The organism is Spiroplasma eriocheiris, from assembly GCF_001029265.1.
GTDB lineage: Bacteria > Bacillota_I > Bacilli_A > Mycoplasmatales > Mycoplasmataceae > Spiroplasma > Spiroplasma eriocheiris.
Map to the genome: position 1 here is coordinate 93,152 of NZ_CP011856.1, position 14,608 is coordinate 107,759.

Here is a 14,608-nt window from a genome sequence, read left to right on the forward strand (position 1 = left end):
ATTCTATTAAAATAGTTATGACATTTGTCAATTAATTAGGGAGGAAAAAATAAAATGGCAAAACAAAAATTTGACAGAAGTTTACCACACGTAAATGTAGGTACAATTGGACACGTTGACCATGGTAAAACAACTTTAACAGCTGCGATTACTACAGTATTAGCTAAAAAAGGATTCGCCGAAGCTAAAGGTTATGATGGAATTGACAACGCCCCAGAAGAAAAAGAACGTGGAATTACAATTAACACATCACACGTTGAATACCGTACAGAGAAAAGACACTACGCTCACGTTGACTGTCCAGGTCACGCGGACTACGTTAAAAACATGATTACTGGAGCTGCCCAAATGGACGGTGCAATCTTAGTTGTTGCTGCAACTGATGGACCAATGCCTCAAACAAGAGAACATATCTTATTATCAAAACAAGTTGGAGTTCCAAAAATCGTTGTTTTCTTGAACAAATGTGATATGGTTGATGACGCAGACTTATTAGACTTAGTTGATATGGAAGTTAGAGACTTATTAAGCCAATACGACTTTGATGGTGATAATGCCCCTGTTATTAAAGGATCAGCATTAGGAGCATTAAACGGTGAACCACAATGAGAAGAAAAAGTAATGGAATTAATGGATGCAGTTGATAATTATATCCCAACTCCAGAAAGAGATAAAGATAAACCATTCTTAATGCCAGTTGAAGACGTTTTCACAATTACAGGTCGTGGAACAGTTGCAACTGGACGTGTTGAACGTGGAGAATTAAAATTAAACGATGAAGTTGAAATTGTTGGAATTAAACCAACTCATAAAACAGTTGTTACAGGAATCGAAATGTTCAGAAAATTATTAGACTACGCGGAAGCGGGAGACAACATTGGAGCATTATTACGTGGTGTTGACCGTGATGATATTCAACGGGGACAAGTTTTAGCAAAACCAGGAACTGTTAAACCACACCAAGAATTTAAAGCTCAAGTTTATGCGTTAACAAAAGAAGAAGGAGGACGTCATACACCATTCTTTGGTCACTACCGTCCACAATTCTACTTCCGAACAACTGATGTTACGGGAAGCATTGAATTACCAGCAGGAACAGAAATGGTAATGCCAGGAGACAATGTTGAGTTAACAGTTAAATTAATTAGTCCAATTGCTGTTGAACAAGGAACTAAATTCTCAATTCGTGAAGGTGGAAGAACAATCGGCGCTGGATCAGTTGTGGAAATTATTAAATAATTGTAAAGACACAATCAAATAATAACTTATTCGTAAGTTATTATTTTTTTATTTTAAATATTTAAATTGTCTAAAATTAGTATTAATTGTCACCTCTAAAATATGTTATATTATAAATGTAAATTAGATATTAATGTTAACAGAGTGCGCAAAGGACCTAACAATCAACGATTATTTGTTAGGTATTTTTTATGATTATTTATTCTAATTTATCTTCATAACAAGAAGATTTACTTAAAAACGCTTGTTTTTAGTGGATTTTTAGTTATAATTCTAATTAAGTCATTTAAAGGAGGTTAATAAGATGGCATATAACCCAACAGTCAATAATGTTGAAGAACCAGCAAAAGCAAGTGCTTTTGGGAAGTTTTTTGTATATATTTCATTTATTTTAATTATTCCAATTTTTATTTTTATTGGAACAAGAAATAGTTTAATTCGTCAAAAACAACGAATTGAAGAAACAGCATCGGATATTGATGTGCAATTAAAACGAAGAATGGATATGCTAACAAAATTAGTTGATGCTACAAAGCAATATATGCAATATGAAAAATCAACATTATCAACAATTATTGAATTGAGAAGTCAAACAAGTCCTTTTAAAATGAAAGATGTTGATCGGATTAACAAAGCTATTAGTGATCAAATGGGGCGCATTAACATGTTAATGGAAAATTACCCTGATTTGAAAGCTAATAATAGTGTAATTGAATTACAAACAGGAATTAAAGATTGTGAAGACAACATTGCTGCTGCTCGTAGATTTTATAATTCAGAAGTTCGTGATTTTAACGGAAGAATTAAGACCTGACCAACAAATGTATCAGCCGGAACTATTCACGCGCAAACATATTTATATTTTGAAGCAGCTCCTGCTGATCGTCAAGATGTTAAAATTGATTTAGGACAATAATTAACAGCTAATGACAAATAATTTAAATTCAACGATAACTCCGCAGTCACAACGCTGAATTGCCACGGTTACAAATGATGTTAATGATAAATTACAACAATTTAGTAACCATAAAATAAGTTTTAAGTATTCTTCAAAAAATTGGCGGGCATTTGCCGCAATTATGTTGAGTGCGGGATTACTCTTCCTTGTCTTTACAATTTATTTTCTTGCGGCTAGTAAATCCTTGCGCGGTGTTTTTTTGATTGTTGACATTGTTTTCTTAGTGATTGGGGCGTTGCTATTTTTAATTGGGATTATTTTTTATGTCAAATGATATACATCCCATAATTATGAACAAAAGATTTTAAAAGTTTTAGATTTCCAAAAATATTATCAACTTGCCTTTTTAGATGAATTCGCGGGGAAAATCCAGTTAGATGATATTTCGACGAATTTTAAAATTGCTCCTAATGCTTTTGTTCCCCATGAAGGCAAAATTAGAGTGGACCGCGTTCTTAATTTACAACATCGTAGTTTTCGCTGTTCATTTGGAACTCTAACCCAGGAAATCCGTCGTAGTTATGTTGATAGCCAGGGTCGTCGTACGACATATTATTGAAACCGATTCCCTTTTTTAAATAGTATTATTTTAAATAAAAATATTGAAGTCAATGCTATTATTAAACCAGCAAAGTCATTTTTAAAAATTTTTAAAACTAAGGATAATACTGATTTAGAATCAAGTGAATTTGAAAAAATGTATGCGGTTGATGCTGATGATCAAATTATGATCCGAAAGCTATTAGTCCCCAAAGTTATTGCTAATTTAATCGATTTGGGTAAGACTGTAAATAATATTCCGCAGATGAATTTTGCCGAAAATTACTTAACCTATGGTTTTGAAAAATTTAGTGTGGGGGGCTGACAAGACCCAACTGGAGTTTTAGCCGGGATTGATTTAAAAGGTAATTGAGAAGATATCCCTAGTGATATTTGTAACAAAATTATTGCTGATCTTCAGTATTTCCGTCGGGTATTTGAATGAGTAGTTGCTTACGATTTAATTGGGGAAGATTTATAAGAATAAAATACTAATCGTATTTTATTTTTTTATTTAAAATTCTTAAGTTAAAATAACTAAAGCCAAAAATAATTGCAATTGTTCAAAGCATATAACTAACACCAACATACCATTGGTTATGAAGAACTTGCGAATATGGTTGTTTAGTCGCCATACTAACAGATACTAATGAAATAAAGAAAATTACTAAGGCAATAAAGCAAGTAAAAATATAAATAAAAGCTTTAATTTTAAAATGTTCTTTTTTTTCATCATAAGCATATGTTTTAACAAAAATAAAAGGATTTTTAATTAATAAGAAATTAATGAACAATAAAATAAGATTTAAAATAATGAATATTATTGAATACGTTAGTTTATCAGTGGGACTAATTTTACTAAAAATAAAAGATAATAACACAATAATTAAACTAAGAGCTAAAAAAATAAATAATCATAATAGATTAAATTTTATTTTTTTAATAATTAATTTAATGTCCGCAACTTTCATATTACACCTAACTTTTTTTATTAAGTAAATCATAACAAATTTATGCTCATTATAAAATATTATTAAAATAATAAATCAATACTTTTTTCCGAGTTTATAAAAAAAATAGAATTTTCATTGCTTAATTAAAAAATATGATTTAAGATATGTATGTAAAAAGGAAAGGATGAAATAAATATGTATAAAATGATAAAAATAACGCCCTTTTTCTCAGAGCGTTTATGAGGGGGAAGAAAATTAGAAGAATATGGGTTTAAGTTACCAGCTAATCAACTTATTGGGGAAGCATGAGTAGTTAGTGCGATTGAGAATGGCATGGGATATGTCCAAAGCGGAGAATACCAGGGATTATCACTAAAAGAATTATATGAAAAACATCATGATCTTTTTAACGATAATAATTCGCAATTTCCTTTATTATCTAAAATTATTACTGCTAATGATTATTTATCAGTTCAAGTTCATCCTGATGATAAATACAGTTTAGCACACAACGGGATTCTAGGAAAACCAGAATGTTGGTATGTCATTGACTGTCCAGAAGAGGCGGAATTAATTTATGGACACCATGCAAAAACAAAAGCAGAATTAAGTGATTTTGTTAAGAATAAGCAGTGAAATGAATTGTTTGTCAAAGTAAAAATTAAAAAAGGGGATTTCTTATATGTTCCGCCGGGAAAGATTCATGCCATTACCCCCGGAGTAACTGTTTTTGAACTGCAAAGATCATCAGATGTCACCTATCGATTTTATGATTTTGATCGGAAAGATAAGGACGGAAATTTACGTCCGTTGCATATTCAAGAATGTTTAGATGTTACCACTGTTCCTGACCCTCAATTACCAGTTATTCATAAAGAGCAGGGGCTCTTAATTGATAATGAATATTTCACATTATATTTAATTAAGTCTAATCAACATTTAGAATTGCCAAATATTAATTGAGCTCAAGTTACTTTATTAAAAGGTACAGCAGTGATTAATGGTGAAGAATTGCTTCCTGGTGAATCAGCAATTCTAGTAGGTTTCAGTAACAATTTAACAATTAAAACTTCGGGTGAGTTGTTATTAAGTTATAAAAAATAAGTGTAAACTTATTTTTTATTTTTTTCTGAATATTTTTTTTGTTTGGAAAAAACTATTTACAAAAAAAAAAAAAAAACTATAATAAGGACAGGAGGTATATATTCAAATGAAATCTAATGATTTGTTCGATCAAGAACATATAATTCTCGATTCACAAGCGAAAACACAACAAGAAGCGTTTGTTGAATTAGCAGAATTAGCCAAAAAACTAGGTTGTGTTGATGAAGCAAGTGACTTAGTGGCTGGCTTTAAAGCTCGTGAAGCAGAATCATCAACTGGTTTTGAAGATGGTTTTGCCATTCCCCATGCGAGAATCAAAGCAGTTAAAAAACCAGCAGTATTATTTGTTAGATATCAAAATCCATTGGATTGAAATGCCATGGATGGGAAACCAACTAATATTGCGATTGCGTTAGTCATTCCAGAAGACAAATCAGCTGACATTCACTTGGGACTGTTAAGTGATATTGCCAGAAAATTAATGGATGCTGATTTTAAACAAGCAATGAAAACTGAAACTGATAAAGCCAAAATTCAAGAAGCATTAATGGGTAAAAGTAAGAAAGAAGAATCAGTTACAACAACTAGTGGTTCAAAATTAATTTTAGGAATTTCAGCGTGTCCAACTGGAATTGCACATACATTCTTAGCAGCTGATAAGTTAACCCAGGCTGGACCAAAATTAGGGTATACAGTTAAAGTTGAGACCCATGGATCAGAAGGAATTCGAAATAACTTTACTGATGATGAGATTCAACGAGCTGAAGTAATTGTTGCAGCTGTTGATATTGCGGTTGATATGTCAAGATTTGGTGGTAAAAGAGTTTACACTACAAGTACATCAAAAGCAATTAAAGATCCTGAAGGGGTTATTAATACTGCTTTAAAAGAAGCCAAAGTTCAAGCAGTAGGTGAGTTTAATACTAGCGGTGATAAAAATAGTGGCCAAAGAACAGGAATTATGAAACACTTAATGTCCGGGGTTTCTTATATGGTTCCAATTGTTATTTTGGGGGGTATTTTTATTGCTCTTGCCTTGGGATTATCAAAAGCTATTTATGGCGCTAGTTATCAACACTACCATGGATCATTTAAGGATATGGAATGAGTTTTAAATCCAGGCCAAACAATTCCAACCTGACAAGCGGTTTATTATACTGATCCCACTGCTGATCCCCAAAATTTTTTCTATTATTTATTAAAACTAGGGAGTGCAGCCTTCACCCTAATGATTCCAATTTTAGGGGCCTTCATTGCTAATTCAATTGCCGGAAGAGCGGCAATTGCCCCAGCGTTAGTAGTGTCATTTATTGGAAATGATGCGAGTGCTTTCTTCCCAATTGCTGGAATTGGTGCTGTTGATACACCAACCGGATTTGTGGGAGCTATCTTAGCGGGGTTGGCTGTTGGTTATACAGTTAAGTGGATTAATACTTGAAAAGTACCAAAATCCTTACGTTCGGTAATGCCAATTTTTGTAATTCCGGTTCTAGTTGGATTTGTGTACGGAATGATTATGATGTTTGTAGTTGGATTAGTAGTTGGTTATGTAATGCACCAATTCAAATGATGAATTTCATCAACATGAGGAAATCCAAACAATGCTGCTGGACTAGGAATCGGATTTGGATTCGGGTTACTAATTGGAGCGATGGCTGGATTTGATATGGGTGGACCAATTAATAAAGTAGCGTTCTTAGCTTGTACAGGATTAATTGGATCAAAAGTCTATACCCCAATGGGGGCAATGGCTTGTGCCATCCCAGTTGCACCATTAGGAATGGGAATGGCGACATGAATTTTCCGTCCATTATATAATGATGAACAAAAAGCAATGGGATCATCAGCCTTCTTTATGGGATGTATCGGAATTTCGGAAGGGGCAATTCCGTTTGCTATTAATGACCCAAAAAGAGCGATTGTATGTAATGTTGTTTCTTCAGCAATTGCTGGTGCTGTAGCTGGACTATTAGGAATTGCTGATGCCGCTGCACATGGTGGTCCAATTGTTGCCTTAGTGGGAGCAATTGGTCGTGGAAACGATGGCCAATTATTAGGGTGAGGAACTGCGTGAGGTTGAACATTATTATCATTAGTTATTATGTTTGGTGGGGCAACAATTAATGCCTTTATGTATGGAACATGAATGATTATTGATAAAAAACGAACAGGTGAAACAATTTCAATGAAAGAATTTGTTTTAAAAACAAGAGCCGACAAAGTAGCTGCTAAAAAAGCAAATAAACAAGTGAAACCTAATAAAGTAGCAAAAAATAATATCAAAGGATAGTAGATAACTTATAAAATGGGTAGTAATTACCCATTTTTTTGTTTATGATATTTGTAAGGAGTTAATAAAATTATGCTTAATTTAAATGTTACTTTTAATTTATTTGAGGTTTTACCTTGATGAGCAGCTTTATTAATTTGTATTGCAATTATTATAATAGTTGCTATTTTAGTCTGATATTTTAAAAAGAAAACCGATAATATTAAAAATAAAGCTGAAGAAGTTGAATTAAAAAGTTTATGAACAAGAATGCGCGAATTACGACGAAAACAAAAAAATAAGAAGAAAACAACTTCCATCCCCGAAAAAACAATTACTGATCAAGAAAAAATTAAAAAATTAGAAGCGGAATTAGAAGAATTAAAAAATAAAAATAATAATGAAAATGATAATTAATTATTATTTTTTTTGATATTTTTTATTTTTTTGTGTATAATATTATCTCGTTTTATTTTTTTAAAATTTAAACTTTTATGATATAATTAACATATAACAAATGGGTGAACATGGTTAGTAATAGTATGGTTATCAAAATTTTAATATTTAGAATTTGTGGGGGCACATATTAATGGAAAAAATCAAAATATCGAATTTAAAGACAAAAGGTATACTTGAGCGTTTTTTATATAGCAGTGATGTTGTTAATGCTGGTGATAATATTGCGGTAGTTAAAATAAATAATGATGAAATAATTATTAAAGCCCCTTATAATGGTAAAATCATTAAGCCACTAAAAACAGGTACAACTGTTAAGAAAGGTTCAACCATTGCATACTTATTAACCGATGAGAAAGAAATTGCTAAATATAATAATAAACATGGTTATCAAGATGAATTTAGTTATTTAGATAAAGATGGCGTACGATTTAATCCTGGTAAAAATGGACAATTTGGAACAAAATGAAAAGATATTGAGGAAGAAGATTATTCAGGGGCTGCTTTTGTTAGTGATGTTGATACTAAAACTCCCCCGCAACCACTTAATATTACTGAAACTCCTAGCGAAAATAACCAGTATGCAAACCGAATTGCTAATTTAAAAACTATTGTTGAATCACCAGAAGCACCAATCACTGAGGAACCAAAAGCTGTTCTCCTTGAATCAGATGATTTAACTGAGCCATCAGTTATTCCGGTTGAAAATAATCAGCCGATTATTAATCTTCATCACCCTATTAAAGAACAGACGGATAATTTAATTAAAAAAGAAGAACCAGTGGCTAATTCAAATTCAGAAAAAATAAGTGAAAAACATTTAACATTTGGTCCCCAAAAGTCACGCCGACTATCATTTAAAAATTTACATTACAATGTTGGACCCCAAGAACGTGCGCAGATTCCTTCAATTGATACAATTAAAGATGTTAATGTGGAAAATTATGGTGTAAAAGATCGCAACGATAATGTTAAAAACAATCATTCACTAAATAATTCATTTATGCAAATGCATAGTGATATTGCTAATGCAGTTAAGGAAAGTGATAATATGTTAAAAGACGAAACTAATGCAAAAACTTATGCGAAATATCTTGTTGAAGAAACAAAAGTGCAAGATCAAGCACCCCAAAATAACTCAACAACTAATCTTTTTGCTGCTAATGAAGAAGGAAATTCTTCTTTTCGTGATTTAGTAAAAGCGCGTCGTAATCAATTACACCAACAAAATAATTTTCATGAAATTATTAATGAACCTGAAAATAATAAAAACGCAATGGATTTCTTAGATGAATATGGGCGTCCTAAAATTATGCGGAACATTATTCAAGGACGAATGAATAATTTAATGAAAAATAATGGTCAATTAGAGTCAATTGATGGAGTTAACTCAACAGGGGCAAGTAGTAGTGATCATAGTGTAGCAAAACAACCTAAAATTTCGGTTGAAGAAGAGCCAGTGGACTATATTACAGCGGATGGTTATGAAATTAAAGTTGGTGAGGATCAAAATACGCCTCCCAAAGATTTAGGTTATTATTCGCCATTAAAAACCTATCGTGATCGTTTATATGAAAAATTAAATAATAATGATCAACGTGAAAAAATTCTTAAAACACGAAACCAACGAGAATTAATTAAAAAAAGAATGGAACAATTAGCGCGCGGTGATATTGAAGTTACCGATAACGTTTTAGGGGCAATTAATAATTACAAGCGACCTTCTTATGAAGAAATTGAAGCTCAATATGATCTTTTAAATGATAATTATAATAAGCAAAAATTATCATCATCAACCCAAGCAATAAATAATAATGAGGAAGTTATTGACCCTTACCGGGGAATCATTCCTGATAGTCGCAAGAGTCCTAGCCAACCACCATCATCTTTAGCTCCCCAACCAGTTGCTAATAGCCAACCATTTGTGACTAACCCTGCGCCCCAAACCCAGCCAGTAATTGTAAACCAACCACCAGTTATTAATAATAGTAACCAGGAAGTATTGGTTGAACTAGCAATTTTAAAAGAAAAATTAGCACAACAAGAGCAACAAAATAAACACCATGAATTATTACAAGAAATTAAAACATTAAAAGAAAATAATCTTCGTAACAATGTTAACAATAATGATCACAATAATTTTGATAAAATGATGCAATACATGTTAATGCAACAAATGATTAAAAGTATGAACCAACCACCTGATCCTTTTTTAACCCAGTTATTACGAGAATCAATGTCTAATCAGCAGGCAACTAATTTTAATCAATTGTCTCCAGAACCACAGAACCAACCAGTTGTCCATAATAACGAAGGAATTATGGTTAAAAAATTTGATGAACAATCTAATAGCAACGCAGGAAATTTCATTCAACCATTAAATAATAATCTTAATATTTTACATACAAATACTAATCCTGTTGAACCACAGGGATTAGAAACGAGAGAAGAAATTAAACGAACTAAATATCCAGTGATTCGGTCAGTTATTTTATCCCAAAGTCAAGTACCACCGTTAACAATTAGTACAGAAATCGATATGTCAGCGGTCATTGAGCAACAACGAAAATTAAAAAATGCCAATGCTGAAACGGGAGTAAAATTTTCAACAATGAGTTTTATCTTAAAAGCTGTTTCGTTAGCATTAAGTGAATATCCAAAACTAAATTCATACTATGACCAATCAACTAACCAAATTGTAATTAAAAATTCTCACCATATTGGATTAGCAACGGAAACAAGTGAGGGACTAGTTATTCCAGTGATTAAGTTTGCAGAACGGCTAAGTTTAAAACAAATTGCTATTAATATTCAAGAAACTCTTGATCGTTTACGTCAAGGTGAATTATATGATTATGAATTGCAAGGAAGTACAATTACGATTGCTAACTATGGAACAGTTGGTGCAACCCAAGCAACCCCAACAATTTTCTATCCGAACTCTGCTGTGATTGGAATCGGCAGAATTGTTCGTAAACCAATTGTAATTAAAGGCGACAAGTTGGTAATTCGTTCAATGATGAGTATTTCACTAACCATTGATCAAAGAATTATTGATGCCGCGGAAGCAGGAATTTTTATGACTAGATTAAAAGAAATTCTTGAACAACCAGAATTAATTACGTTATCATAAAAAAAACATTATCTTGCCGATAATGTTTTTTAACGTAAAATTTTATAACTATATATTGTACCCTTCACAATTAATGCATCTAGTTCATGAGTTCAATTACTAGTTTTATTAACGATAATGGTATATAGTAAATTCTTGCGATAAAAATCGCGCCGCGTAATTTTAATATTGTATTTAGATAATAGTTCTTTTACAAAAATCTCATTTAACGGTCGAAATAAAATCCCTACTTTGATATATTCACTAATTTTAGTTAATGGTGCTAAATCAATAACTTTGCGTGTAATTGCTCCATAAATAGTTTGTAAAGAATCAAAGCCCAGAAGAACGGGACCAGCATACTTAATAACTAAGACAATAATATTAGTCAACTCTTTGTTAAGAATATTATTTAAAATTGCTCGCCCAGCGCTGTTTCTAATTTCACCATTATCAGTTTTATAAATATTTTCTCGACGTTTACCAATAACATAAGCATAGCAATTGCAAGTTGCTGATTTATCTTTATACTTTGCTAAGAAATTAATAATATCTTGTTGAGTTTCAACATAACTCATAAAACAAATAAATTTAGAGTTCTTAAAAACTAGTTCACTAGTAAATACTTCATTTTTGTTGATAATATACATTTTTAATAAATCCTTAATATCTCCCTACGCTCCCCAAAATAGTTTCACATAAAATATTATATAAAAGGAAGGTAGTAATTGCTAATGATTTCAGAAATTTAATTATTTTGTATTTACAAATATTTTAGATTAGATATAATAATTAAGGTTATGCCAATATATTATGGCGGTTGTGGCGAAGAGGTTAACGCCCCGGATTGTGGCTCCGGTACTCGTGGGTTCAAGTCCCATCAGCCGCCCCATTAATTTTAAATAACCAGAAAGTATTGATCATTCCAGTTGGTGTGATTTTTTTATTTTTATAGTTAATATTTTTAGTTAAAGAAATAATTTAAAATTGTTAATTAAAAACCCCGCAATCTTAAAATTAATTGTGCTATATTAAAAGTGTAAATTGGATTACTTGAGTACTTAAAGTACCTAGCAAAATAAAATTGTTAGGTTTTTTTTGGTTAATCACAATTTATACTAATACCGCCTTATTAATTAAAGGTTTAAAAAGATAATAATATTTAAAAACCAGGGAAGCGAGGGAAACAAGATGTTCTGCTTTTTTAGTGTTAACAATGTTCCACTATCTTTAATTGTGGGGCAAGCAATTGGTTATTTTGCTGCATTATTAGGAATTATTACGTGCTTACCACAACTCATCAAAACATTAAAAACAAGAAATACAACTAATATTTCCTTAGCAACATATTGCCTATTTAATTTGGCTAATTTATTATGACTTATTTTTGGCGTACTATCAATTAGTTGCCCCCAACTAAATCCTACCCAATCAGAAGTTACAAAAATTATGTGGAGTTTAACTTTAATCGTACCATATTTTGTAACTTTTACCGGAATTAGTATCATTTTAGGCATTAAAATTTACAATATTAAAAAACATGGGGAATTATTAGTGGCCGCCCATAAAAAACTGATGGTTGAAAAAATTAATGAAAGCAAGGAACAATCATGTTCTTAAATAGTTTTAGCGATGATCCGCTCTTTTTAACGGTCCATATTATTGGATGATTAGCTGCGTTAATATCAATGTTAGCTTTTATTCTCCAAGCTATTAAAACAATTAAAACAAAACAAACCGCCGGACTCTCATTAGGGATGTATTTAATATATAACCTGGCTAATTTTGCTTGAATAATTTGAGCAATCATTGATTGAGATAGCGAACCAAATAATATGCTGTCTGATTTAACTGTGATTATTCCAAACCTTGTTTGTATTATAATAACAAGTATAATTATTAGGATGAAGGTTATTAATACCAAAAAAAGTTCGCCATTACATTAGAAAGGAAGTTTAGCATGAAAAAATTAGTTTCAAATCATGAGTTTTTATGTGAGCATCATACTAGTCGTCGTTATGAAGGAATGAAACATTCTTATGATTTAATGTTAACTTGTGCGGACAGTGATTTTAAAATTCCGTTGGCAATGCAAGAAGATTTAATTAAAGTTATCAAAGAAGGAGATGTTAGTTATTCATTTTTAGATAATCAATTATTAGAAGCAATTAATACTTGGTATACTAAACAATATAATTTATCGTTTGCTCGTGAAGAGTTAATTATTGGGAGCGGGGTTATTCATTTAATGCAAATTGCCTTGGAAGTTTTAACAAAACCGGGCGACGGTGTTATTGTTCAACCACCAGTTTATGACCCTTTTTATGAAATTATTGAAAATAAAGACCGCAAAATAATTATGAACCATTTATTATATGATGAAGAGCAACAATACTATACAATGAACTTTTTAGAATTAGAAGAATTAATGCAACAGCATAAAGTGATGATTTTATGTAGTCCTCATAATCCGGTGGGAAGAATTTGAAAAGAAGCAGAAATAGCGCAGTTATTATCCTTAGCTGCAAAATATAATGTTTTCATTATTAGTGATGAAATTTGACAAGATATTGTTTTTAGTAATGCTCACCATCATCCACTTTTTAGTTTTAATTCACCCGCAATTAACCAAGTATTAGTATTATCTTCCCAAGCAAAAACTTATAACCTGGGTGGAGCCCAAATTGGTTATGGGTTATCTTATAATCGTGATTTTATTGTAAAAATGCACCATGAATTAACCAGATCAATTCATTATGCTTCAACTAATTATTTATCAGCTAAAATGATTATTAGTGGTTATTTGAACCGTGATAATTATGATTGGCTAGCAGCATATAAAACAACGTTAGAAGAAAACTACCATTATTTGGTAAGTGAACTTGAAAAGGCAACTAATATTAAAGTCACTAGAATTGAAGGAACTTATTTAGGGTGGTTAAATATGAGTAAGGTTGTTAAAACACGCACCGAGTTAGAGCAAAAATTAGATAGTGCTCATATCCATGCCATTAATGGTAGTGTTTTTTCACCAATTTCTGACCTATTTATCCGGGTTGATTTTGCCTTAGATAAAAAAACAATTACTGAAGTAGCACGCCGATTAATTGACTTATTTAAATAATAAAAGTGTTCTTATATGTTTACTAACCTCCATTTGCTTGTTATAATGTATATGTTGGCGTATTAATAATAAGATTTCTTATTATTAATTTAATGTAATATATGTGATATTTATTTTTTAATTTTTACCGAATAATTTAATTTTAAAACAACACAGTTATTAAAATTAAGATATTTTAGTGTATTTAATAAAATTAAATAATTAAGTATTAACTATTGATGAAGTGGAGGTGCAATAATGATCGATACCTTAAAAGTTGGGGATAGTCTTGTTGTTCATGCCTATAAACATAACGGATCAATTTATCGCTCATGAGAAGAAGCAATTGTGTTAGCGATTGAAGCGGATTATATTGTATTAGTTAATGAAGATGTAACAGTAACGGAAGTTAATGGGCGGAAATGACGAACAAATGAACCAGCAATTTGAATATTTAATAAAAAAAATTGGAGCAATATTATTTGTATGTTTAAAGATAGTGGTTTAAATTATTATTGTAATATTGCCTCACCATTTATTTTGGATGATAAAACAATTAAGTATGTTGACTATGATTTAGATATTAAAGTTTTTACCGATGGTAGTTATAAAATTTTAGATTTAAAAGAATTTAATCGTAATCGTATTGCTTGAAAATATCCTCGGGAAATTGTTAACATTGTTTGAGCAGAAATTGATAACTTAAAAAAGCAAATTAAAAACCGTGAATTTGTTTTTGCTCATGAAGAAGCGCGTAGATTATGACATAAATATGTTGATTTCAAAGCTAAATAACGCTAATCTTAGCGTTTTTTTATTGTTTTTGATAAAAAAAGTTATTAAAAATTATTTCCGATATATAATAAAAATATAT

13 protein-coding genes and 1 tRNA gene are annotated in these 14,608 nt (G+C 31.0%); 12 read left to right on the forward strand and 2 right to left on the reverse strand.

Going from position 1 to position 14,608, the window contains the following annotated elements:
• Positions 1–54 precede the first annotated feature (54 nt).
• The 3 genes from tuf (at position 55) to SERIO_RS00420 (ending at position 3,218) form a co-directional block, all read left to right on the forward strand.
• Positions 55–1,239: an elongation factor Tu gene (gene tuf / locus SERIO_RS00410; protein WP_047790972.1), complete on the forward strand. Its 1,185-nt coding sequence runs from the start codon at positions 55–57 to the stop codon at positions 1,237–1,239.
• 304 nt (positions 1,240–1,543) lie between these two features.
• A complete protein-coding gene (locus tag SERIO_RS00415) occupies positions 1,544–2,155 on the forward strand; it encodes a LemA family protein (protein ID WP_047790973.1) in 612 nt (203 codons plus the stop codon).
• 10 nt (positions 2,156–2,165) lie between these two features.
• Entirely contained in the window at positions 2,166–3,218 is a 1,053-nt protein-coding gene (locus SERIO_RS00420; protein WP_047790974.1) for a DUF3137 domain-containing protein, read from the forward strand.
• A gap of 10 nt (positions 3,219–3,228) precedes the next feature.
• Here SERIO_RS00420 and SERIO_RS00425 read toward each other — a convergent pair whose 3' ends face one another.
• Complete coding sequence (locus SERIO_RS00425; protein ID WP_047790975.1) at positions 3,229–3,708, reverse strand: hypothetical protein; 480 nt, start codon at positions 3,706–3,708, stop codon at positions 3,229–3,231.
• A 177-nt stretch (positions 3,709–3,885) separates the two neighbouring features.
• Here SERIO_RS00425 and SERIO_RS00430 point away from each other — a divergent pair, with 177 nt between their 5' ends.
• The 4 genes from SERIO_RS00430 to SERIO_RS00445 all read left to right on the forward strand — a co-directional run bounded on the left by SERIO_RS00430 (position 3,886) and on the right by SERIO_RS00445 (position 10,652).
• Positions 3,886–4,794, forward strand: a complete 909-nt coding sequence (locus SERIO_RS00430) for a type I phosphomannose isomerase catalytic subunit (protein WP_047790976.1) — start codon at positions 3,886–3,888, stop codon at positions 4,792–4,794.
• Between the two features lie 106 nt (positions 4,795–4,900).
• Positions 4,901–7,084 (forward strand): PTS fructose transporter subunit IIABC, encoded by a 2,184-nt coding sequence (locus tag SERIO_RS00435; RefSeq protein WP_047790977.1) that lies wholly within the window; start codon positions 4,901–4,903, stop codon positions 7,082–7,084.
• 72 nt (positions 7,085–7,156) lie between these two features.
• Positions 7,157–7,480, forward strand: coding sequence for a hypothetical protein (locus tag SERIO_RS00440; RefSeq protein WP_053040791.1), 324 nt, complete (start codon positions 7,157–7,159; stop codon positions 7,478–7,480).
• 172 nt (positions 7,481–7,652) lie between these two features.
• Complete coding sequence (locus SERIO_RS00445; RefSeq protein WP_047790978.1) at positions 7,653–10,652, forward strand: 2-oxo acid dehydrogenase subunit E2; 3,000 nt, start codon at positions 7,653–7,655, stop codon at positions 10,650–10,652.
• Between the two features lie 29 nt (positions 10,653–10,681).
• On the opposite strand, the gene SERIO_RS00450 is transcribed toward SERIO_RS00445, so the two are convergent.
• Positions 10,682–11,281, reverse strand: a complete 600-nt coding sequence (locus SERIO_RS00450) for a YigZ family protein (RefSeq protein ID WP_047790979.1) — start codon at positions 11,279–11,281, stop codon at positions 10,682–10,684.
• 166 nt (positions 11,282–11,447) lie between these two features.
• Between SERIO_RS00450 and SERIO_RS00455 the strand changes: the two genes are divergently transcribed.
• From SERIO_RS00455 to SERIO_RS00475, 5 genes are all read left to right on the forward strand, one after another.
• Positions 11,448–11,523, forward strand: a tRNA-His gene (locus SERIO_RS00455).
• Positions 11,524–11,822: 299 nt separating this feature from the next.
• Entirely contained in the window at positions 11,823–12,251 is a 429-nt protein-coding gene (locus SERIO_RS06225) for a SemiSWEET family sugar transporter (protein WP_053040792.1), read from the forward strand.
• A complete protein-coding gene (locus SERIO_RS06230) occupies positions 12,242–12,577 on the forward strand; it encodes a SemiSWEET family sugar transporter (protein WP_053040793.1) in 336 nt (111 codons plus the stop codon). Before SERIO_RS06225 ends, SERIO_RS06230 begins: the two co-directional genes overlap by 10 nt.
• A gap of 14 nt (positions 12,578–12,591) precedes the next feature.
• Positions 12,592–13,755: an aminotransferase class I/II-fold pyridoxal phosphate-dependent enzyme gene (locus tag SERIO_RS00470; RefSeq protein ID WP_047790980.1), complete on the forward strand. Its 1,164-nt coding sequence runs from the start codon at positions 12,592–12,594 to the stop codon at positions 13,753–13,755.
• Positions 13,756–13,992: 237 nt separating this feature from the next.
• Complete coding sequence (locus SERIO_RS00475; RefSeq protein WP_047790981.1) at positions 13,993–14,529, forward strand: DUF402 domain-containing protein; 537 nt, start codon at positions 13,993–13,995, stop codon at positions 14,527–14,529.
• The last annotated feature ends 79 nt before the right edge of the window (positions 14,530–14,608 follow it).